General features: G+C 30.3%; 16 protein-coding genes. 14 read left to right on the forward strand and 2 right to left on the reverse strand.

Going from position 1 to position 22,073, the window contains the following annotated elements; genetic code table 11:
• Positions 1-147 precede the first annotated feature (147 nt).
• Positions 148-630, forward strand: coding sequence for a DUF3189 family protein (locus B3040_RS13150; RefSeq protein WP_291574020.1), 483 nt, complete (start codon positions 148-150; stop codon positions 628-630).
• 114 nt (positions 631-744) lie between these two features.
• Here B3040_RS13150 and B3040_RS13155 read toward each other — a convergent pair whose 3' ends face one another.
• Positions 745-1,770: a branched-chain amino acid aminotransferase gene (locus tag B3040_RS13155; protein WP_017415562.1), complete on the reverse strand. Its 1,026-nt coding sequence runs from the start codon at positions 1,768-1,770 to the stop codon at positions 745-747.
• A gap of 338 nt (positions 1,771-2,108) precedes the next feature.
• On the opposite strand from B3040_RS13155, the gene B3040_RS13160 reads away from it, so the two are divergent.
• The 6 genes from B3040_RS13160 (at position 2,109) to B3040_RS13185 (ending at position 10,046) form a co-directional block, all read left to right on the forward strand.
• The gene (locus B3040_RS13160; RefSeq protein WP_291574024.1) at positions 2,109-3,119 is read left to right on the forward strand and encodes an aldo/keto reductase; all 1,011 of its coding nucleotides are present in this window, start codon (positions 2,109-2,111) and stop codon (positions 3,117-3,119) included.
• Between the two features lie 364 nt (positions 3,120-3,483).
• Entirely contained in the window at positions 3,484-5,199 is a 1,716-nt protein-coding gene (gene hcp, locus B3040_RS13165) for a hydroxylamine reductase (RefSeq protein ID WP_291574026.1), read from the forward strand.
• A gap of 217 nt (positions 5,200-5,416) precedes the next feature.
• Complete coding sequence (gene ytvI / locus B3040_RS13170; protein ID WP_291574029.1) at positions 5,417-6,526, forward strand: sporulation integral membrane protein YtvI; 1,110 nt, start codon at positions 5,417-5,419, stop codon at positions 6,524-6,526.
• A 166-nt stretch (positions 6,527-6,692) separates the two neighbouring features.
• Positions 6,693-8,828: an SPFH domain-containing protein gene (locus B3040_RS13175; RefSeq protein WP_291574031.1), complete on the forward strand. Its 2,136-nt coding sequence runs from the start codon at positions 6,693-6,695 to the stop codon at positions 8,826-8,828.
• 218 nt (positions 8,829-9,046) lie between these two features.
• Positions 9,047-9,403 (forward strand): hypothetical protein, encoded by a 357-nt coding sequence (locus B3040_RS13180; RefSeq protein ID WP_291574033.1) that lies wholly within the window; start codon positions 9,047-9,049, stop codon positions 9,401-9,403.
• A 310-nt stretch (positions 9,404-9,713) separates the two neighbouring features.
• Entirely contained in the window at positions 9,714-10,046 is a 333-nt protein-coding gene (locus tag B3040_RS13185; RefSeq protein WP_291574035.1) for a hypothetical protein, read from the forward strand.
• Positions 10,047-10,119: 73 nt separating this feature from the next.
• On the opposite strand, the gene B3040_RS13190 is transcribed toward B3040_RS13185, so the two are convergent.
• Complete coding sequence (locus B3040_RS13190) at positions 10,120-11,007, reverse strand: DUF2156 domain-containing protein (protein ID WP_291574037.1); 888 nt, start codon at positions 11,005-11,007, stop codon at positions 10,120-10,122.
• Positions 11,008-11,340: 333 nt separating this feature from the next.
• Between B3040_RS13190 and B3040_RS13195 the strand changes: the two genes are divergently transcribed.
• The 7 genes from B3040_RS13195 to B3040_RS13225 all read left to right on the forward strand — a co-directional run.
• Positions 11,341-12,171 (forward strand): cyanophycinase, encoded by an 831-nt coding sequence (locus tag B3040_RS13195; protein ID WP_291574039.1) that lies wholly within the window; start codon positions 11,341-11,343, stop codon positions 12,169-12,171.
• Positions 12,158-14,803, forward strand: coding sequence for a cyanophycin synthetase (gene cphA / locus B3040_RS13200; protein WP_291574040.1), 2,646 nt, complete (start codon positions 12,158-12,160; stop codon positions 14,801-14,803). Before B3040_RS13195 ends, cphA begins: the two co-directional genes overlap by 14 nt.
• A 321-nt stretch (positions 14,804-15,124) precedes the next feature.
• On the forward strand, positions 15,125-16,438 hold the full coding sequence (locus B3040_RS13205) for a hemolysin family protein (RefSeq protein ID WP_291574042.1): 1,314 nt from the start codon (positions 15,125-15,127) through the stop codon (positions 16,436-16,438).
• A gap of 313 nt (positions 16,439-16,751) precedes the next feature.
• Positions 16,752-17,447: a response regulator gene (locus tag B3040_RS13210; RefSeq protein WP_291574044.1), complete on the forward strand. Its 696-nt coding sequence runs from the start codon at positions 16,752-16,754 to the stop codon at positions 17,445-17,447.
• Positions 17,448-17,494: 47 nt separating this feature from the next.
• Positions 17,495-19,252 (forward strand): HAMP domain-containing sensor histidine kinase, encoded by a 1,758-nt coding sequence (locus tag B3040_RS13215; RefSeq protein WP_291574046.1) that lies wholly within the window; start codon positions 17,495-17,497, stop codon positions 19,250-19,252.
• A 517-nt stretch (positions 19,253-19,769) separates the two neighbouring features.
• A complete protein-coding gene (locus B3040_RS13220; RefSeq protein WP_291574048.1) occupies positions 19,770-21,512 on the forward strand; it encodes a bifunctional diguanylate cyclase/phosphodiesterase in 1,743 nt (580 codons plus the stop codon).
• 234 nt (positions 21,513-21,746) lie between these two features.
• Positions 21,747-22,073: sodium ion-translocating decarboxylase subunit beta (locus tag B3040_RS13225; RefSeq protein WP_291574050.1), on the forward strand; the 327-nt coding region annotated here is incomplete at its 3' end.

Below are 22,073 nucleotides of genomic sequence, written 5' to 3' on the forward strand. Positions count from 1 at the left end.
TTTTACGGGTGGTCTTGACTTTGGGATTTATTTATGACTTTAGGAAAAGGGGCATAATTTCAATGTAAAATAAGAATAATACTCTTACTACAAGTTATAAGTATCACAATATTAGTAGAAAAAGTTGATATAAGGAAGTGAATAACCATGATAGTTATCTATCACGATGTAGGGGGAGCACATTCTTCTTGTACAGCAGCAAATATTCATACAAACAAATTACCTATGGATAAAATTCCAACTAAAGAAGAATTGTTAAGTTTGCCAACCTTTGACAAAATCACAAAAAAGGATCAAGGACACTTACTATATATTGGTGAGGATGAATTTGGGAGTCAGGTATATACTTTAAGTAGGCAATACAAACCACAACTTGTAATACCCGCAATCACTGACCTTTATGAAATTATTCATGGAAATAGAAAAGAACTTTTTCTTGCAGATACATCCCCAACTGTAAATAATCTTATGAAAATAGGTGGATTTTCTTCAAGAAGGCTTCATTGGGTAGCGTTTGGAAGGCCAATAGTTACAAAAGGAACTTTAGATGCCTATGAAAATATTGTTAACTTAGTAAAAAGTGTGAAAGAGGAAATAAGGAATTATACTGTTAGAGGCCATAATAAATAATTTATTTATAAGTTATTAGATATGTTATGAAAATAACGCAATAAAAAATAAGGTAACACTTAAAAGTGCTACCTTATTTTTTATTAAATTAATTGTTTAAACACTGAGAGTAAACTATTTAACTTCAACAATCCATCCCTTTGGAGCCTCAACTTCTCCAATTTGAATTCCACATAAAGTGTCATATAGTTTTCTTGTTATTGGTCCAACTTCAGTTTCACTATGGAATACGTGAAGTTGTTCTTTGTATTCTATTCCACCAATTGGAGTAATTACTGCTGCTGTTCCACAAGCACCAGCTTCTTTAAACTCATTTAAGTTATCTATTAATACATCTCTTTCTTCTACTTCAAGGCCTAAGTATTCTTTTGCTACGTGCATTAGAGAATATTTAGTTATACTTGGAAGAATTGAACTAGATTTAGGTGTAATAAACTTATTATCCTTAGTTATTCCAAAAAAGTTGGCAGCTCCAACTTCTTCAATTTTAGTATGAGTAAGTGGATCAAGATATATACAATCTGCAAATCCTTTTTTAACAGCTATTTCGTGAGCTAAAAGACTTGCTGCATAGTTTCCACCTACTTTTGCAGCTCCAGTTCCATAAGGTGCAGCTCTATCGTAATCTGAAATCATGAAGTTTACAGGAGCAAGTCCGCCTTTGAAGTATGGTCCTACTGGAGAACAGAACACACCAAATAGAAACTCAGGAGCTGGTTTAACTCCTAGGTTGTCCCCAATACCGATAACGTAAGGTCTAAGATATAAAGTTGCACCGGTTCCATATGGTGGAACATATGCCTCATTAGCTTTAACAACTTGAATGCATGCATCAACGAATTTTTCAATTGGAAGCTCAGGCATTAGAAGACGCTTACAGCTATTGTTCATTCTTTTAGCATTTTCATCTGGTCTGAAAAGTTGTATTTTACCATCAGCAGTACGGTAAGCTTTTAAACCTTCAAAGCATTGTTGTCCATAATGAAGGGCTGTTGAGCCTTCACTAATAGTTATATTGTTATCTTCAACTAGCTTTCCATCATCCCAACTTCCATCTTTCCATATGGATACATATCTAAGATCTGTCTTAATGTAATTAAACCCTAATTTACCCCATTCAATATTTGTAGTTTTATCCATAACAGCACCTCTTTACTTTTAAGTAATAAATTATTCATACAATACTATTATAACTTATAATAAAACGATTACAACCGTATAAAAGTAAACTTTTGATGAAATAATCTTAAGATTCTACAAATTGCGAACAAGCTATAACCTATTTATTTATGAAGTAAAAGTGATATTTATGTATACATAAAAAATTAATATTTTATATAGATATATAACCTTAAAACTTTATAGGGTATTAAGTATGGAAAGTTATAGGGATTAAGAATAACTTGGATAAATGTTAACAAAATCCCCTTAATAGTAGGGAAAATGTGTTATAATTTTTTCAGAAAGGGGTGGGTCTTTTGAAGTATAAAAACTTAGGTAAGACAGACTTAAAGGTATCAGTTGTAGGATTTGGAGGTATACCCGTCCAAAGAATTAATGTAGAAGAAACTAAAAAGGTGCTTTTGAAGGCAGAAGAATTAGGGATAAATTTTATAGATAGTGCAAGGGGATACTCCATATCTGAAGAATATATAGGAGAGGCCATAGTGGGAAGAAGACAAAAGTGGATTTTGGCTACTAAAAGTATGGTGAGAGATAAAGAGGCCATGGCGAGAGATATAGAAATAAGTTTGAAAAACTTTAAAACTGATTATATAGATTTATATCAGCTCCATAATATAAGAACTGTAGAAGAATTAGAAAGAGTATTTAGAGAAGATGGAGCCTATGCTGCTCTTCTTGAGGCTAAGGTTTCAGGGAAGATTAAACATATTGGTATTACTTCTCATAGTTTGGATTTACTTAAAGTAGCTATTGAAATGGATAAGTTTGAAACCATAATGTATCCTTATAATATTGTTGAAAATCAAGGTGAAGAACTATTTAAAAGAGCGAAGGAACTAAATATTGGAGTTATAGCAATGAAACCTATGGCTGGAGGCGCACTAGAAAATGGTGATTTAGCTCTTAGATATATACTTAAAAATGAAAATGTTACTACTGCTATCCCAGGTATGGCAACTATTGACGAAGTTATAATAAATGCAGAGTCAGTCATGAAAAAAGAGACGTTCTCACATATAGATATGGAAAAGGCACGGGAAATTGCTGGAGAGTTAGGAGAAACCTTTTGTAGGAGGTGCGGTTATTGTGCACCTTGCCCTCAGAAAATAGATATTCCAACTATGTTTGTATTTAGTGCTTATAAGGAAAGGTATAATTTAGCTCAATGGGCAGAAGAAAGATATTCTTCAATGACTTTTAGAGCAAAGGATTGTATACAGTGCGGGGCTTGTGAAAAGAAATGTCCTTATGATTTGCCTATAAGAAGTATGATGTTAAAGGTTAGACAAACCTTTAATGAATAAAATCAATAAAACCATTCTGTTAACATATGATATGTTCTCTGAGAATTAACTCTGAACCATATGAAACAACAGGATGGTTTTATTTTTTCAAGAAGTTTTTAAATAATTAGTTAGTGGACAGTAGTAGTCATTCTTATAAGGATAAGTATGACTACTGTTAAAAATATAGATTAACTCAATAAAAAAATAAATTTAAAAATATTTTATTCTGTAACTTAGGTTACCGATTAATGTAGAGTATCCTAGTATAATTTATCTTGTAGCAAGGAAATGCAATAAACAAGCAAACCTAGAAAATTTAACATATAAAAGAATAATTTATAAAAAAATTAATCAGAAATAAATATGTATGGAGGAATGAATAATGAGTATGTTTTGTTATCAATGTCAAGAAGCAGCAGGCTGCAAAGGATGTACAGTGAAAGGTGTGTGCGGTAAAACAGAAGATTTAGCAAAAGCACAAGACTTATTAATATATATACTAAAAGGTATATCAGTTTATAGTGTTAAAGGAAGAGAAGTTGGTGTGATTAATAAAGAAGTAGATAAATTTATCACTGAAGGATTATTTGCTACAATTACTAATGCTAACTTTGATAGAAATGTGTTCATTCAGAGAGTTAGAAGAGGATTACAATTAAGAGAAGAATTAAAGCAACAAGTAATTAAATCAGGTGCAAACTTAGGTGTTTCAAATGCTAATGAAAACTGGTTAAAGAAAATGCTTTCTTTTGTAGGATTTAAAAGAGAAGAAGAAAGTAGTCTTCCAGATGCAGCTATCTGGTTTGCAAACAATGTAGAAGATTTCAATGCAAAAGCAGAGACTGTAGGAGTTTTAGCTACTGAAAATGAAGATATAAGATCTTTAAGAGAACTTATAACTTATGGATTAAAAGGAGTATCTGCATATTTAAAACAAGCAATGCATTTAGGTTATGACAACGATGAAGTACATGGATTTATGCATAAAGCTTTAGCAGCTACCTTAGATGACACATTAACAGTTAATGATTATATAGCTCTAACCTTAGAGGCAGGAAAATATGGGGTAGATGGTATGGCTTTACTTGATAAAGCTAATACAGAAGTTTATGGGCACCCAGAAATAACAAAAGTTAATATTGGGGTTAGAAAAAATCCTGGTATCTTAATTAGCGGACACGACTTAAGAGATCTTGAGCAATTATTAGAGCAAACAGAAGGAACTGGAATAGATGTTTACACACACAGTGAAATGCTTCCAGCTCACTACTATCCAGCATTCAAAAAATACTCACACTTTGCAGGAAACTATGGAAACGCATGGTGGAAACAAACTGAAGAATTTGAAAAATTCAATGGACCAATATTAATGACAACAAACTGTTTAGTACCACCTAAAGCTTCATACAAAGAAAGAGTTTATACTACAAGTGTAACTGGTTTTGAGGGATTAACTCACATTGATGCAAATGAAAAGGGTGAAAAAGACTTCTCAGTTATCATTGAACATGCTAAAAAATGTGCTGCTCCAGTAGAAATCGAAACAGGAGAAATCATTGGAGGATTTGCTCATAACCAAGTATTTGCATTAGCGGATAAAGTTGTAGATGCAGTTAAGAGTGGAGCAATAAGAAGATTCTTTGTAATGGCTGGTTGTGATGGAAGAGCTAAGAGCAGGAACTACTACACAGACTTTGCAAATGCACTTCCAAAAGATACAGTAATTTTAACAGCAGGATGCGCTAAATATAAATATAACAAACTAAACTTAGGTGATATTGGTGGAATCCCAAGAGTACTTGATGCAGGACAATGTAATGATTCTTACTCATTAGTTTTAATAGCATTAAAATTAAAAGAAGTATTTGAACTAGAAGATGTTAATGAATTACCAATATCTTATAACATTGCATGGTATGAGCAAAAGGCTGTAATAGTATTACTTTCCCTATTATACTTAGGAGTAAAAAATATTCACCTTGGCCCAACTTTACCAGCATTCCTATCACCAAATGTAGCTAAAGTTTTAGTTGAAAGCTTTGGTATAGGTGGAATAACAACAGTAGAAGATGACATGAAAATGTTCTTAGGTGAATAATACAAAAGGCAGATGCTTAGCATTTGCCTTTTTTAATATTCATGCAACTAAATGGGATTCAGATGTAAAAAAATGTTAAAAGGCGAATTTAATAATAAGCTTATGACCATAATTATATTATTAAGCTATATTTAAATTTGAATTTTTAGTGTAATATAGAGTAGAATTATGTATAATTTTATTAAACATAGAAATCGTTGGAGGTGAAGTTATAGTTTTGGAAAAAATATATAACATTGATAGGAAAAAGTTTTTAAAAATATCCTTAGTTGCAATAGGCATAATTATAGGTCTTGTATTAATTTATAAATCTATAAAATACTTTTTGCCTTTTATTATAGCATTTTTAATAGCCCAACTAATGGAGCCAGTAATTAAACTTTTATCGAATAAGATGAAAATACCAAGAAAGATTGGAGCACTAATAAGCTTGATTTTTATAATAAGCATAATTGGAATTATCATCTTGTTAATAATTGCAGGTTTAATTGAGCAGTTAAAAGAAATAATAAATTTTATGCCTGGTTTTATAGGTGAATTATATGATAATATTCAAAAACTCTCTAGTGGTCAAATAAAGATACTTAACTTTGAAATGCCTAAGGAATTTACAAGTCATATAGAAAGCATGGCTATTAACTTAGTAAGTTATTTTATGAACATTATAAATAAAATAGTTAAAGGAGCTTTTTATACTGCTTTTTCTTTCCCAGAAATTCTTTTATTTACTCTTACTACTATAATTTCCACATATTTTATTGCTAGTGGAAAATACATAATTATAGGCTACTTGAAGTCTCAAGTGCCCAAAGAATGGCACAACAACATAAGGATTATGAAGAACGATTCTATTGTGTCCATATTGAAACTAATTAAGGCCTACATAATAATACTTATAATTACCTTTAGTGAGTTATTTTTAGGGTTATCAATATTAAAGGTGAAATATGCATTAATAATAGCCATATTAATTAGTATCATTGATTTACTACCTGTATTAGGCACTGGAATAGTTATTATTCCTTGGGCTATATATAACTTATTAGTAGGAAAAATATTTTTAGCAGTAGGATTGGTTTTAATGTGGTTGGTTATTTTGATTGTAAGACAAGTCATTGAACCAAGAATTATAAGCAGTCAAATTGGAGTTCATCCACTAGTTACCTTAATGGGAATTTATGTAGGATTTAAATTAATAGGACCAGGAGGACTTATATTAGGACCCCTTACAGTGTTAACTATAAAGGGTATTCTTTCAATGGTACTGCGCGGTAAAACCTTATATGAGTTTTTAAAAAAACCTGCTGATAAAATAATAGTTAAATAAAAAGAGCATAGCGCTCTTTTTTTTTTATGCTTTTATTCTATATCTAAAAGGAAGACATATATATTAATATATTTACATTTATCCCTAGTTTTCTATTTTCATATTGTGGTTAAAGTTTTAAGTATTTTTTTGTACATATTAATTAATTATGAGGGGAGTAAAACTTATGGAATATTTAAAAATGATTCCACCAATTGTTTATCTAGTAGTTGGTGCATTAATACTTTTTTTTATTCTACTCAAGGTAATAGGAATTAGAATAATTCCTAGTGACTGTGTGGGTATTGTAGAAAAATGGTGGAGCTTTAAAGGGTCAATAAAAGATGGGGGGATTATTGCACTTAACGGAGAATCAGGATTTCAACCCAATGTATTAAGAGGTGGGTTCCACTTAAGAACTCCTTTAATGTATAGGGTTTGTGTAGAACCACTTATAACAATTCCACAAGGAAAGATAGGATATGTTTTTGCAAGAGATGGGCAGCCTATGGATCCAATTCAAACCTTAGGTAGGATTGTAAAGGAAGGCAATAACTTTCAGGATGTTAAGGGTTTTTTGCTAAATGGAGGGCAAAAAGGACCACAAAGAGGAATACTTCGTGAGGGTACCTATGCTTTTAATTTAGCACAATTTATAATTATAACAGAGGATAAGACCTATTATCTTCCAATGAGGGATAAGGCCGAAGCTATGGCAATAGATGAGATGACAAGAATGTTAAAAGGTAGAGGTGGTTTTCAGCCAGTAGTAATTAGTGATGCAGAAGATACTATTGGAGTAGTAACAGTTCATGATGGTAAAACTTTACCAGAGGGTGCTATTATTGCACCTTCAGTAGGAGCTAATCCAAATGAAGAGGATACTTATCATAATAATTTTCAAGATATTGAAAAATTTCTAAGAGCTGGTGGATTCAGAGGAAAACAATATTCTTCTTTAGTTGATGGAACTTACTTTATTAATAGATTGTTTGCTACTATAGAATTCATTCCTAAAACAATTATTAATATCGGAGAGGTGGGAGTAATTAACTCTTACCATGGAGAGCGAGGAATTGATGTTTCTGGAGAAGAGTATAAGCATGGTGAACTGGTAGCAGAAGGTTGTAGAGGTATTTGGCAACATGCTTTGCCACCAGGAAAATATGCATTAAATACTTATGCTGCTAAAATAGTTAAGCTTCCAACTACCAATGTTATTTTAAAATGGATAAGTGGTCAGATTGGTGGGCATAAGTTAGATGAGAATCTAAAAGAAGTATCTTTAATAACAAAGGATGCTTTTGAGCCTTCTCTTCCTTTAACCGTAGTTTTCCATATAGATTATAAGAAAGCTTCTAGTGTTATACAAAGATTTGGGGATGTAAAAATGCTTATAGAGCAGTCCATAGACCCAATGATAGCTGGATATTTTAAGAATGTAGGTCAAACTATGACTCTAATAGAACTCATTCAAAATAGGAATGAAATACAAAAAAGAGCTTCTAATGAGATGAAGGAAAAATTTACACATTATGATTTAGAGCTTGAAGAGGTTTTAATAGGTACTCCAGCTCCTTCAAAGGCAGATAATCGAATAGAGACAATTTTAGCTCAACTTAGAGATAGACAAGTGGCAAGAGAGCAAATAGAAACCTTTAATGCTCAACAAAAATCTTCAGAAAAAGAAAAAGAATTAAATGAAGCTAGAGCTATTGCAGCTAAGCAACAGGATTTAACTGAATCAAACATTAATATTCAGATTCAGGAAAATAAAGGTAAAGCGGAACTTCAACTAGCAACTCAAGAGGCATTAAAGATTCAAAAGTTAGCAGAAGCAAATAAATATAAAACACAACAAGAATCCGATGGTAAGAAATATCAAACTATTAAAGATGCGGAAGCTCAATCTGAAAGTATGATAAATCTTGCTAATGCCAATGCAGAAAAAATACAGAAAGAGGCTGTAGCAAGGGCATATGAAGTAGAGAAAACTGGTACAGCTGAAGCTACAAGAATTAAAGCTATTGGAGAGTCAGAAGCTTTCCGTGAAAGAGAAGTTGGTAAAGCTAAGGGTGATGCTTATATGGCGCAAATTCAGGCTTATGGAAATCCTCAATACTATGTAATGAAGGAAGTCATGGGCTCTTTTACGGAAGCTATAAAAGATGGAAAGATTCCATTAGTGCCAACTATTGTTATGGGATCAGGGAATGGAAATATTCCCAATGTGTTTGAGAATATGATGTCTTTAGTTTTAACTGAAAAGCTCACTGGAAAAGATGTTTTAACAGAAGCTTTGAACAAAGAAGTTAAAAATTAAGAAAGAGAATTTTTAAGTTTTTTTAAGTAGAGGATGTCAAAGTTATTGACATCCTTTTAAAAGAATTGAACTTTGTTCCATGAAAGTAGAAATTCTCATTTAAAGGTTATGGTTTAATAGTATTTAACCTAATTTTCTGCATAAAATACTACAGTAATCTGGGATAATTATTGTAGTATTTTCATGTCTTAGTATAAACAAAAGAGGAGGTATTTATTATGAATAAAAACAACATGGAAGAAATGAAAAATAGAGTAGGTGAATTAGAAAATCTCATGGATAGCTATGTAAGAACTGAAAGACATTTGGAACAACATTCAGATATAGCATCTAAAAATCAAATTCATCATGCTCATGAAATTCAAAAGGAAAGATCTGAGCAAATAGAAAATTTAGAAAATAAAATAGCTTATGGAAACAATTCAGGAAACAACGAATTAGAAAATGCAAAAGCAAATTATGAAAAAACTGAAAAGTATATAAGTTATAATGGGGATCACATGTCAACTGCACAATTAAATAATATAAAAGAAAAACAAAAAAATAGAAAAAATTTAATTAATTACTTAGAGTAACAGGGAAATTTAAATTTAGTTAACAAAATCCATATTACTTCATAATATATAGTAAGACTTCTAGAGAAAACAAGGTAACCAACTAGTATTCCATCTGGTACTTTCCTCTAGAGGACTAATGCAGAATTAACATTATAAAGGCTTTCAAGTTAAAAGTTTTTTATAATTGTAAAAGTCTTGAGGAAATAAAAATATTACTGCTTAATAAGCCTTAATACCTGTTTCATATACTTAAGAAATTATCAATACTAGCTTAAAATTAACACATTGATAATTCCTTAATAATATATATAAAGGGAGTTTGAAGTGTATGGAAAATCAAGAGTTATTAAATGCTCTAATGAGTGATCCAGAAGTAAGAAAATTATTAATTAAATTAAGCAAAAATGAAAATGTTAATACTGCATTAACAAATAGTTATACACAGGGAAATTATTACCCAAATAATCATAATAACTGTTGCCCACCATGTAATTGCAATCAAAATACAGGTCTAGGTGGCTTAGGATTTTTATTCTTACTACCTTTGTTATTCTGTGGATGTGGGTCTAATTTAGGATTTGGAAGAGGTTGTGGCTTTGGTGGCGGATGTTTCAATAATTGTTGTGATTGCTGTGATTGTTGTTGTGAGTTTTGGTGTTAATAAATCAATAATATAACTAATATAATAATTCTAGCCCTCTATAAATTTTATAGAGGGCTTTAAATGCTTTATTTTAAAATTTTACTAAGTATTTTGGTTCAAGCCTTATTGGTTGATAGGTAAGCTTAGCCTTTCTTAATCCTTCAATACCTAAATCTTGTTCCCTGTTTATAAACGGTACATGGCTAAAATAGTTTTCTACAAAGGTTTTGTTGATAAAAGCATAAAGTCCATTAATGGTTGAATCAGCTTTTTCTACGTGAATAATTGCCATTTCATCATTGACCTGTTCACCAATTGTAAAAGCTGAGATTTTATCATTAACATAAATTATCATGCCTTTAAAATCTAAATAATGATTGCTTTTTAGCATTTCTTCAATAGCTCTTAGCTCATATAAAAGATATCCCTTACAGTCATTTTTTCTACACCATTCTCTAGCAGCTTTTATACAATCGCATATCAATTCATCTGTAATGGGTTCAACTCTATATGTATTATTTTTTATAAAGTTGTTATAATGATTTTTTTTGCTGTGAAGCTTTTTCCCCGAAAGGGAAATGAGTTTTTCACTGCTATATATGTAATCAAAATTATCCCTATCTTCCTCTATGATTAGTTCATCTCCGAAGACTTCTCTAAGGTCCTGAATAAAGGGCTCTTCCGCATCTTTAAAAAGGTAATCAAGCCCTTCGGTAGTTTTATAGTTCATAAGGTCACTTACTACTTCTTTTAAATTTTCTCTAGTATAGCCTATAGGTTCCATTAGATGATAACTGCCTTGAAAATCTAGTTTCTTTATAATTAACATATCTTTATAAATAGCAAATTGAATATCTAGTGCTTTTCTCCACATAAACAAGCTGGTAAAAGAATATTCGCAAGTTTTAAATGTATAAGGTTTTAGGTATTTGTCAAATATAGCCTTATCCTCTAATGTCAGTGGTTTAAAGTTTAGCATAATACTTCCTCCTAGCAAATTTTTCAATCTCGTATTAATTATATTATAAGGATTTAATAACTTAAATAAAGTTTGTGAAAGAGTTTTAAATAATATTATATATATTTGGGCAAAAATAATATCAAATATAATTATTATAATACAACAAAAACAAAATTTAATCCTATAATTATATTTTAATTGTATGAAAACAAGTAAAAAACTTTCAGCAATACTAATTACAAAAAAATCATGCATATTTTATCATTTTAAAAGAACTATATAAAACATGTATAATAGTTTTTTTTACTGGAAAAAATATAGAATGCGTAAAAAAAAGATGAGGTGATTTATTTGGAACCAAAGCTGGAGGGTAATTTAATTATCATTGGAGGGGCAGAGGATAAAAAGGGTGAAAAGGAGATATTAAAGGAGGTATGTAGCAAATTAGACAGAGAAAATGAAAAACTAGTAATTGCTACAGTGGCAACAGAGCTTCCAGAGGAAGTAGGTAAGGAATATACAAAAATATTTAAAAATTTAGGTGTGAAAAATATAAGTATTTTAGATATACAAGACAGAACCCATGCATTTGAAGAAAAAAATGTAAATATGCTTAAAGCAGCATCAATAGTTTTTTTTACTGGTGGAGACCAATTGAAAATTACAAGTCTTTTAGGAGGCACACCACTTTATAAAGTAATCAAGGATATAAATGAGGAAGGGTGTATATTTGTTGGAACTTCTGCAGGTGCTTCAGTTATGAGTGATACTATGATTATCAGCGGCGCCAATGATGATTCCCCTAAAAAATGTACCATTAAGATGGCTCCTGGGTTAGGGTTAATCAAGGATGTTATCATAGATCAACACTTCGCTCAACGTGGTAGAGTGGGAAGATTATTAGGTGCTATTGCTGAAAATCCTGAATGTCTTGGTATTGGTATTGATGAAGATACAGCTATAGAAGTTTCTGAGAAAGGGTATTTTAAGGTTCTTGGTTCAGGCGCAGTCTATGTAATTGATGCAAGTGATATTTCATTTACAAACGTATCGGAGCAGAATCCAGAAGAAATATTATCAATGTTTAATGTGAAGATGCATGTATTAAAGAGTAATGATCGGTTTGATTTAACAAAAAGACAGCCATTTGAAAACAAGGAGGAAAAAAATGAAAATAAATAGTTTTAACACTTTTGAGGGAAGAAACATTTATTCCCATAAAAGGTGTATTAGAATGGATTTAGATTTAGAAGGATATTGTGAAATACCTAGCAAGTCCATTCCGGGTTTTAATGAAAGTCTTGTTAATGCCATTCCAGAGTTAAAGACTCATCGTTGTGGAATCGATGAGGAGGGTGGCTTTGTCAAAAGGTTAAAAGAAGGAACATACTTAGCACATATTTGTGAACATTGTATAATAGCTATTCAAAACAGGTTAGGATTAGATGCAAAGTATGGAAAGGCAAGAGAAATTCAAGGAGATAATTATTATATTATATTTGAATATATATACCCAAATACTGCTTTGCATATAGGAAAAACCATAGTAGAATTTGTTAATTCTCTTATAAAAGGATCTGAGGTTAATTTAAATGAAAGAGTAGAGGAAATTAAAAAAACTTTATTAAAAGAGCAAATTGGACCAAGTACCCTTGCTATTTGTGAGGAAGCTAAAAAAAGAGGTATACCAGTATTAAAAATTGGAAATGGGAGTATTTTCCAATTAGGATATGGAAAGTTTGGAAAAAGAATAGAAGCCACCATTGGTGAAAATACAGGTACTATAGCTGTGGATGCGGCATGCGATAAATATCTAACAAAACAAATACTTGAAGTTCAGTGTTTACCAGTTGCACAAGGAACAAAAATTAACAGTGTTATGGATTTATTAGAAGAAGCAATGTGTATAGAGTTTCCTTTAGTGCTTAAGCCACAGTTTGGCAACCAAGGCAAAGGAGTTTATGCAAACATTAAAGATGAGAAAGAATTACTTAAATGCTATAAGATACTTTCTAAAGAGTATAAAGATATAATTATGGAAAAATATGTTCAAGGAGATGACTATAGAGTTTGTGTAGTGGATGGTCAGGTGGTTGCAGTTTCTAAAAGAACTCCACCATTTATAATTGGAGATGGTAAGAACACAATAAAACAGCTAATTGAAGAACTAAATAAAGATATTCTTAGAGGGGAAGGCCACGAAAAACCACTTACAAAAATTAAAATAGATGATAAAATGCTTCAGCATATTGGGAAAAAGGGATATAACTTAAACACAATTTTAGAGAAAGATGAAGAAACAACTCTAAGAGAGAATGCAAACTTATCAACTGGTGGTATGGCTCTTGATTGCACAGATATAATTTGTAGAGAAAACGTAGAAATCTGTCAAAGGGCAGCTTCGGCAATTGGATTAGATATCTGTGGAATTGATATAATCTGTAAAGATATTAGTAAACCTTTAGGTGATGAAGGGGTAATTGTAGAAATTAATGCTGCACCAGGAATAAGAATGCATCACTATCCTTCTATGGGTAAGAGTAGAAATGTAGCAGAAAAGATAGTAGATATGTTATTTAAGGATAGCACAGAAACTTTTCCTATTGTATCAATTACTGGTACTAATGGTAAAACTACTACTACAAGATTAATAAGTCATGTAATGCAACTTTGGGGACGTAAGGTAGGGATGACCACAACAGGTGGCATTTATATCAATAACAAATGCATAAGAAAAGGTGATACAACAGGACCACAAAGTGCAAAAACTATATTGTTCAATAGGGAAATAGATGCAGCGGTGCTAGAAACCGCAAGAGGTGGGCTTGTTCGCTCAGGTCTTGCCTATGACCTAGCAGATGTTAGTGTAATCACCAATATAACAGATGATCATCTTGGGATAGATGGAATTGACACCCTAGAGAACTTAGCACATGTAAAATCTCTAGTTGGAGAAGCTGTAAAACCTGATGGTTATGTAATTTTAAATGCTGATGATGAAATGAGCTTAACTATCATAGACAAAATGAAAAGCCACATTATCTTTTTCTCTAAGGATAAAGAAAACCCATATCTTCAAAATAACATACAAAAAGGTGGATATGGAGTATATGTAGAAGATGGATGTCTATGTATTGAACATGAAGAAAGTAAGATTAATCTTATGAGTATAAAGGATATAGGAATAACCTTTGATGGTAATCTTCAATATAATGTAGAAAATGCTATGGCGGCTTGTGGTGCATTAGTAGGATTAGGTGTAGATTATGAAGTAATTAAAAATGGTTTAGCTACTTTCTATTGTAATGAAGAACTTAATCCAGGAAGATTTAATGTATACAAAGTAGGGGAAATAACAGTAGTACTAGATTATGGGCATAATGTTGAAGGCTATAAAGCTGTTATGGAAGGATTAAGAAATATTAAGAAAAATAGATTAATTGGCGTTATTGGAGTGCCAGGAGACAGATTAAATAGAAATATTGAAGATTTGGGAAAGATTTCTTCTCAATACTTTGATTATATTTACATTAAGGAGGACTTAGATAAAAGAGGACGAAAAGAAGGAGAAGTAGCTGAAATTCTTCGACAAGGGGTAATATCAACTGGCTATAAGAAAGAGGCTCTTAATATTATATTAAATGAAAAAGATGCTTTAAGATTGGCTATAGAGAATAGCGAGCCAGGAGATATAGTTGTTGTATTCTTTGAAGAATATGGTCCATTAGTAGATTTAATTAGGGAAAAAATAGAAGAAATTAATATGGACAGTTATAAATATATAGCTTATAAGAATATATCAGGGTTAGCATAAATTAAATAAGTTTTTAACACTAACAAAATCAAAACAAGGATAGCACTACAAGATGCTATCCTTTATCTTTAGCATAAACATTTTAAATTTAAATAGTATTTTTACTACCACTTCAACAAAAAAACGATACAATATGAAAATATATCAATAAACTTAAAAATTTTCAGAGAATTTAAGTATATAAGGACTTATAATTTTTAATTTGTGCAAAATAATAATATGATAATTATAAAATATTAATATGGAGAAACTTTGAAAAAACTAAAATACTTAAATTGATTTAATTAAATTTCACATAATCAGTTGCAAGGGGGACAGGTAATGAACTCAAGTTCTAACAACAGTATTGTATTTCAAATGATATTAATAGGTATTCTTACTATTATAAATGCTTTCTTTGCATCTGCAGAAATGGCCATAGTATCACTGAATAAAAATAGGCTTAAAATTCTTTCTGATGAGGGTAATGATAAGGCAATTTTACTAGAAAAACTTATGGAAGAACCGAGTAGATTTTTAGCTACAATTCAAGTTGGAATAACTCTAGCAGGATTTTTTGCCAGTGCTTCAGCCGCCACCGGATTATCAACTAGATTTTCAAGCTATTTAAGTAAATATAATATACCATATAGTAGTAAGATTTCAATAATAATTATAACCATTATACTCTCATATTTTACTCTTGTATTTGGAGAGTTATACCCTAAAAGAATAGCTCTACAAAAGTCAGAGGCAATTGCAATGTTTGCAGTTAAGCCAATAGTTTATATTTCAAAAATCACTATTCCTTTTGTTAAATTGTTGTCTAACTCAACTAATTTATTAGTTAGAATATCAGGTATTCAAATTGAGAATCTGGAAGAGAAAGTTTCGAAGGAAGAAATACGTTCATTAATTGAAGTGGGTCAAGAACATGGGGTAATAAATGAGACAGAAAAAGAAATGATAGAAAGTATTTTTGAATTTGACAATACCATTGCTGAAGAAATAATGACACCTAGAACAGAGGTGTTTTTAATAGATATAAATTCACCTTCTGAAAAAATTTTAGAGGAACTACTTGAAGAAAAGTATTCTAGAATTCCAGTATACGAGGAAGATGTAGATAATATTATTGGAATTTTATATATGAAAGACTTTATTATTGAAGCAAGTATACATGGTTTTGATAAGGTTGATATAAGAAGCATACTTAGAACTCCATATTTTGTTCCAGTTACAAAAAATATAGATAATCTTTTTAAACAGCTACAGAAGTCTAATAACCATATGGCAATTTTAATTGATGAATATGGTGGCTTTGCTGGTATTGTTACTATTGAGGATTTAATAGAAGAAGTTATGGGGAATATATTTGATGAGTATGATGATGCTGAACCCTACATAAAAAAAATTGATACTGATACCTATATTGTAAATGGATTATTATCCATAAATGAGGTTAATGATTATTTCAGCATCAACTTACAGTCAGAACACTCAGATACTATCGGTGGATTTGTAGTAGATTTGATTGATAATATTCCTAGCGAAGTTAATGAAACAGTTGAATACGGCGGTATAATTTTTAAAGTTGAAGAAGTGAAAGAGAAAAGAATTGAAAAGGTTAGAATAATTATTAAAGGGGAAATATAGGTTTTCCCCTTTAATTTTTTATCATTAGACTTTATAATAAAATTGATGTAAAAATTTTTAATTTATACTTTATTATTGTAAAATAGTTCAAAAATCAAACAAATAGTAATTTTTCAATTCTATTGGGAGTATTAGCCAACTAAATTGTAAACCTTATAATTTAGTAAATATAAAATTAGTTGTATGATTGTAAGTTTCTAAGGTAAGAGATATATCTTAGAAAATATTAGGGACAAGGAGCATGTGTAATACTGGCAATAAATTTGGTTCCTTATGTTTAAAGTTTAAAAATTATGTAGTTAGGGGTTAAAGAATGGATAAAAAAGTTTTAATTGTAGATGATGAGAAATATATTCTAGAATTACTACAAGTAAATCTAGAGAGTAACGGGTTTGAAGTTATAACTTGTGATAAGGGTAATGAAGTTATAGGTATTTGTGAGGAGGCTATGCCAGATGTTATTTTGCTTGATTTAATGTTGCCAGGCTTAGATGGCCTTGAAATTTGCAAAAAAGTTAGGAATCACCCTAAACTTTTTAATACAGTAATTATAATGATTACTGCTAGGGGTGATGAAATTGATAAAGTAGTAGGCTTAGAACTTGGGGCAGATGATTATATGTCTAAACCCTTTAGCGTACGTGAAGTAATTGCAAGAATTAAAGCTATATTTCGAAGAATAGATGCTAAAGGAAGTAATACATCTTTAAATATTTGCACTAAAAATGATAGTCTTAGAATTGACTATGAAACGGGCGAAGTGTTTGTGGCTGATGAAAAAGTAAATTTATCCTACATGGAGTTTAAATTACTAGAAGTGCTAGCTCATAATAGAGGAAATATTGTGCAAAGGCAGGAGCTTTTTAGACAGGTTTGGGGTTATGAGTTAATAGAAGAGACTAGAACCTTGGATGTACATATTAGAAAGCTGAGAAAGAAATTAGGTGATGATGAAAAGTATCCAAACTTAATTGAGACAGTAAGGGGATTAGGTTATAAGCTAAAATAAAACTACAGTTTTAAATATAAATATACATTGTACTAGGAGTTGTGCAGATGAAAAAGAAGCTAATTGCTGGATGTTTAATAGTAATATTAGTAAGTTCTGTAATTACGGGAGTATTAGCTATAGGATTAATAAGGCAATCTCTTATTAATAGTGCTTCCGATCGATTAATAAGCAATGGATACCTAATTAATAAAGTTTTAATTAATAGACAACATGAGGAGATAAATTATAAAGACTTTGCTAAAGAGTTACAGCGAGAAACAAGTCAAAGAATTACTTTTATAGACTCAAAGGGGCAGCTTATTGCTGATTCCATGGACAACATTGAATTTCATAGCATTAATGGAAATCCAGAGTTAGAAAGTTCCTTAAAGGGCAATAAAACTGTATTAGTTAACAATGGTATAAATGGAGAAACATATGTTTCAGTGGTTATGCCTGCAGTACAGGTACAAAACAATGTAATAATAGTAAGACTTCAAAGTCCCTTAGATTATCTTCATAAACTTACTCAAATATTAATTAGAAATATAGGTTTTGCAATAATTATTGGTATTTTCACCACTATAAGTATTGGATATGCCTATAGTAAAAGAATTTTAAAGCCAATAAATGATATAACTACAGTTTCTAAGCAAATTGCTAAAGGTAACTTTAAAAAAAGAGTTGTAATAAATACTGGTGATGAAATAGAGGATATGGGTAATACATTTAATTATATGGCAGAGACTATTGAAAGTAATATAAATATGTTGAATTATAGAAACTTAAAGTTAAGAGCAATAACCATTGGTATGGTAGATGGGATTTTAGCCTTTGATACCAGTGGCAATATAATCTTAATAAATGAGTTAGCTAAAGATATTCTTAATTTAGATGAAGATACTTTAGAAGGAGCTAATATTTATAACTTAATCCATAACGATTCCATACTAGCGCTTATTGAAGCAACTTTAAAGGGGGAACCTCATGAAACTAAGGAGATGACCTTTAAGTTTGATCCAGCTTTTGTGTATCAAGTAAAGACAAATTTATTTTCTTACGAAGGCACCCCAGAAAATAAAGGTGTAGTTCTAGTTTTTGAGGATATTACAGAAATAAAGAAATCAGAAAGTTTAAAAAGAGATTTTATAATTAATGCATCCCATGAACTTAAGACTCCACTTACTACCATTAGCGGATTTTTAGAGACCCTAAGACTCGGAAATTATAAAAGTGAAGAGCAAAGAGAAAGATTTATGAACATTATTGAATCTGAAACTAATAGGTTAAAGACGTTGACACAGAATATGTTAAATCTTGCAGTATTAGAAAACGTTCATGACTATGATGAAGAGGGCTGCACAAATTTAAATATAAATTGTATATTTAAAGAACTAAAGAGTGTAGTAGAATATTTAGCAGAAAGCAAAAATATAAATCTTCACTTTGATATTCCAGAAGACTTTGAACTAAAACTGTGTAATAAGGATTGGTTTAAGCAGTTGTTTTTAAACTTAATTCATAATGCAATAAAATATACTCCTACAGGTGGAAATGTACGTGTAAGTTGTACCATAAAACAAAAGGAAGCTATATTTATAGTAGAAGATGATGGTGTTGGAATTAGTGAAGAAGACTTATCTAGAATATTTCATAGATTCTATAGAGTAGATAAATCTAGGGCTAATGAAATTGATGGAACTGGATTAGGGCTTGCAATTGTAAAACATATTGTAAAGGTACTTAAAGGTAAAATTACTGTTGAAAGTCAAGTTGGAAAAGGTAGTCGATTTACAGTTTTTTTACCAGTTAATAAAAATTAGGGGCAAAAGAAAATACTTATTTTTTGCATCATAAAATATTTTGAAGTAAGGGAACAAGCTACGAGTTATTCTAGATTTAATAATTTATATTGAGTCTAGAAGCTAATTTCCAGCTTGTTTACTTATGTAAGCATATTGGAAGGTCTAAATTTAGAAATAATAGTACGTTTGTTTTATAAAGGATAGTGAGAGTAAAGGTATAGATTTTACTAAACTGTATAAAATCCTAAGAGTTTAATTTTTATTTTGCAAGTACTTTAAAATTCTAAAAATGTTTCGATTATAAACATAGGAGTACTTAGAGATAAATATAAAGGCTCTCCTGTATTATGGACATCTTTTAAAATGACTTGTCTATATCTGAGTATGTTTAGTGTTGTTTTGCATTAATAGAAGCTATCTATCTTATTAAGATAGACAGTTTTTTATATAACATTAGGTAACTTTTTTATTTATGACTTGTTATTTTCCTATAGATGACTTAACTAAGAAGTGACAAATTTAAGGAGCTACATTTATGAATAGAAATGACGAAAATTACCATAAACTAATGAGTTTTGCCACGACTGAAAATGGATATATCTATTGGATTTGGAAGAGAGAGTCTAATGTTATTTCCTATAGTGAAAATTGGGAAAGTATATTGGGATATAAACAAAATAAAATAGGAAACTCTTACGAGGATTGGATAAAACATGTGGAGACCAAAGATAGAGATTTAATTCAGAAAGAGCTTTACAAATTACCATTTATTGATGAATTATCATTAAACTACAGAGTAAACCATAGTGAAGGAAAGCATATTAATATTTTATCTAGAGCGAAAGTTATAGCTAGAGATGAAAAGGGAAAACCATTATGTATAATAGGAACTCATGAAGATATAACAGAAGAATTAAGAATAAAAAAAGAGCTTGAAAATTGCAAAGAGGAATATGAAATTTTGTATGCTAAGCTTGAAAATTACGCATTCTTTGATACCCTTACTGGTCTTCCAAATAGAATTAACATTGAAACAAATTTAAATGTTATTATAAGTGAAGCTATGTTAAATAATACAAAAGGAGCCGTATTATTTATAGATTTGGATAATTTTAAAAATTTAAATGATACCTTAGGCCATACCTTTGGTGATGAAGCAATTAGAAAAGTTAGTAATATAATTAAACATTTGTGTAAAGATGGACTAATACCAGCAAGAGTTGGCGGTGATGAATTTGTTATTGTTATGCCAAGGTATACAAAGATTACTGAAGTTATTGAATTTACAAAAAAAATACTGATGGCATTAGAACAAATAAGAAATATAAATAATAATGAAGTTACTCTATCAACCAGTATAGGAATTAGTACTTTCCCAGATCAAGGAAGGAACTCTTTACAGGTTTTAAAGAACGCAGATATTGCAATGCAAAAGGTAAAAGAAGTAGGGAAAAACAATTATAAATTTTATACTGATGCAATGACTAAGGAGATTGAGAATAAAGTAGAAATACAAAAATATTTAGTTAGAGCAATTGAAAAAAACGAACTAGTTTTACACTACCAACCCCTAGTTGATGCAAACAGTGAAAAAGTTGATAGTGTAGAAGCCTTAATTAGATGGCAACACCCTACTAAGGGGTTAATATCTCCCTTAGTTTTTATTCCTATAGCTGAAGAAATAGGAATCATTAACGAACTTGGGAAATGGGTGCTTACCACTGCTTGTAAACAAAATAAAGAGTGGGAAAACAAGGGTTTTGCACCTATTAAAGTATCAATTAATGTTTCGCCCCTTCAGCTTGAACATGATGATTTTACCTTGGTTGTTAAAAATGCTTTAGTGGAAAGTGGATTAAATCCTAAATATCTTCAACTAGAGATAACTGAAAATGTCAGTATGAAATTTCTTGATGAGAATATTAGGATTCTTGAAGAACTTAGGAGTTTAGGTGTGAATATAGCTATGGATGACTTTGGTACAGGATACTCATCTCTAAATTATTTAATGAAATTGCCAATTGATTCCTTAAAAATTGATAAATCCTTTATTGATAATATTAATGAAAGTAACAATAAAGAATTAATTATGGATACAATCATTAAATTGGCACATAGTTTAAATTTAGAAGTAATAGCTGAAGGAGTTGAAACTCAGGACCAGCTCAATGTATTAAAAAAGATGAGTTGCAATAAGATTCAAGGATATCTTTTTAGTAGACCACTACCTAAAGATGAGATGGAAGAATTTTTAAATAAAAAGGTTATTAGTAATTAGCCTTTTCGATTAAAATAGTTGGTCCTATTTAAAATATTAAAATAGGACCAACTATTTTTCTTACTATTGTTATATATTTTTGTTAAATATTTTTATTTATAGAAAATATTCTAGGTTTTAGGGTAGAATATATTTATTAATTTATATACTAAAATATATTTTTGGGGTATAATAAAAATCGTATGTAGCAATACAGTATTTGTTAATTTTCACTAAACAAAGGAGGCATATTTAATGGATTTTTTACTAAGAGGTATTACTTCCATAACAATTCAGCAAGTTATAATGTGGGTTATTGGAGCAGTACTTATTTATCTTGCAGTTAAAAAGGATTTTGAACCAGCACTATTATTACCAATAGGCTTTGGTGCAATTCTTGTGAATATTCCTTTCTCAGGAGCAATAACACAAATTATTGGAGGACATGAGGAAATAGGAATAATAGATAATTTATTCAGTATGGGAATTGCAAACGAATTATTTCCACTAGTTTTATTTATTGGTATCGGAGCAATGATAGATTTTGGCCCCCTTTTAACTAACCCTAAGATGTTATTATTT

Origin of the sequence: Clostridium sp. UBA4548 (assembly GCF_002387895.1) — a bacterium.
Lineage (GTDB): Bacteria > Bacillota > Clostridia > Clostridiales > Clostridiaceae > Clostridium_J.

What these genes read in the sequence shown, in the direction of transcription:
- B3040_RS13150 (WP_291574020.1), top strand. Translation starts at nt 148, where the DNA reads ATGATAGTTATCTATCACGATGTAGGGGGAGCACATTCTTCTTGTACA.
- B3040_RS13155 (WP_017415562.1), bottom strand. Translation starts at nt 1,770, where the DNA reads ATGGATAAAACTACAAATATTGAATGGGGTAAATTAGGGTTTAATTAC.
- hcp (WP_291574026.1), top strand. Translation starts at nt 3,484, where the DNA reads ATGAGTATGTTTTGTTATCAATGTCAAGAAGCAGCAGGCTGCAAAGGA.
- B3040_RS13175 (WP_291574031.1), top strand. Translation starts at nt 6,693, where the DNA reads ATGGAATATTTAAAAATGATTCCACCAATTGTTTATCTAGTAGTTGGT.
- B3040_RS13180 (WP_291574033.1), top strand. Translation starts at nt 9,047, where the DNA reads ATGAATAAAAACAACATGGAAGAAATGAAAAATAGAGTAGGTGAATTA.
- B3040_RS13185 (WP_291574035.1), top strand. Translation starts at nt 9,714, where the DNA reads ATGGAAAATCAAGAGTTATTAAATGCTCTAATGAGTGATCCAGAAGTA.
- B3040_RS13190 (WP_291574037.1), bottom strand. Translation starts at nt 11,007, where the DNA reads ATGCTAAACTTTAAACCACTGACATTAGAGGATAAGGCTATATTTGAC.
- cphA (WP_291574040.1), top strand. Translation starts at nt 12,158, where the DNA reads ATGAAAATAAATAGTTTTAACACTTTTGAGGGAAGAAACATTTATTCC.
- B3040_RS13205 (WP_291574042.1), top strand. Translation starts at nt 15,125, where the DNA reads ATGAACTCAAGTTCTAACAACAGTATTGTATTTCAAATGATATTAATA.
- B3040_RS13210 (WP_291574044.1), top strand. Translation starts at nt 16,752, where the DNA reads ATGGATAAAAAAGTTTTAATTGTAGATGATGAGAAATATATTCTAGAA.
- B3040_RS13215 (WP_291574046.1), top strand. Translation starts at nt 17,495, where the DNA reads ATGAAAAAGAAGCTAATTGCTGGATGTTTAATAGTAATATTAGTAAGT.
- B3040_RS13220 (WP_291574048.1), top strand. Translation starts at nt 19,770, where the DNA reads ATGAATAGAAATGACGAAAATTACCATAAACTAATGAGTTTTGCCACG.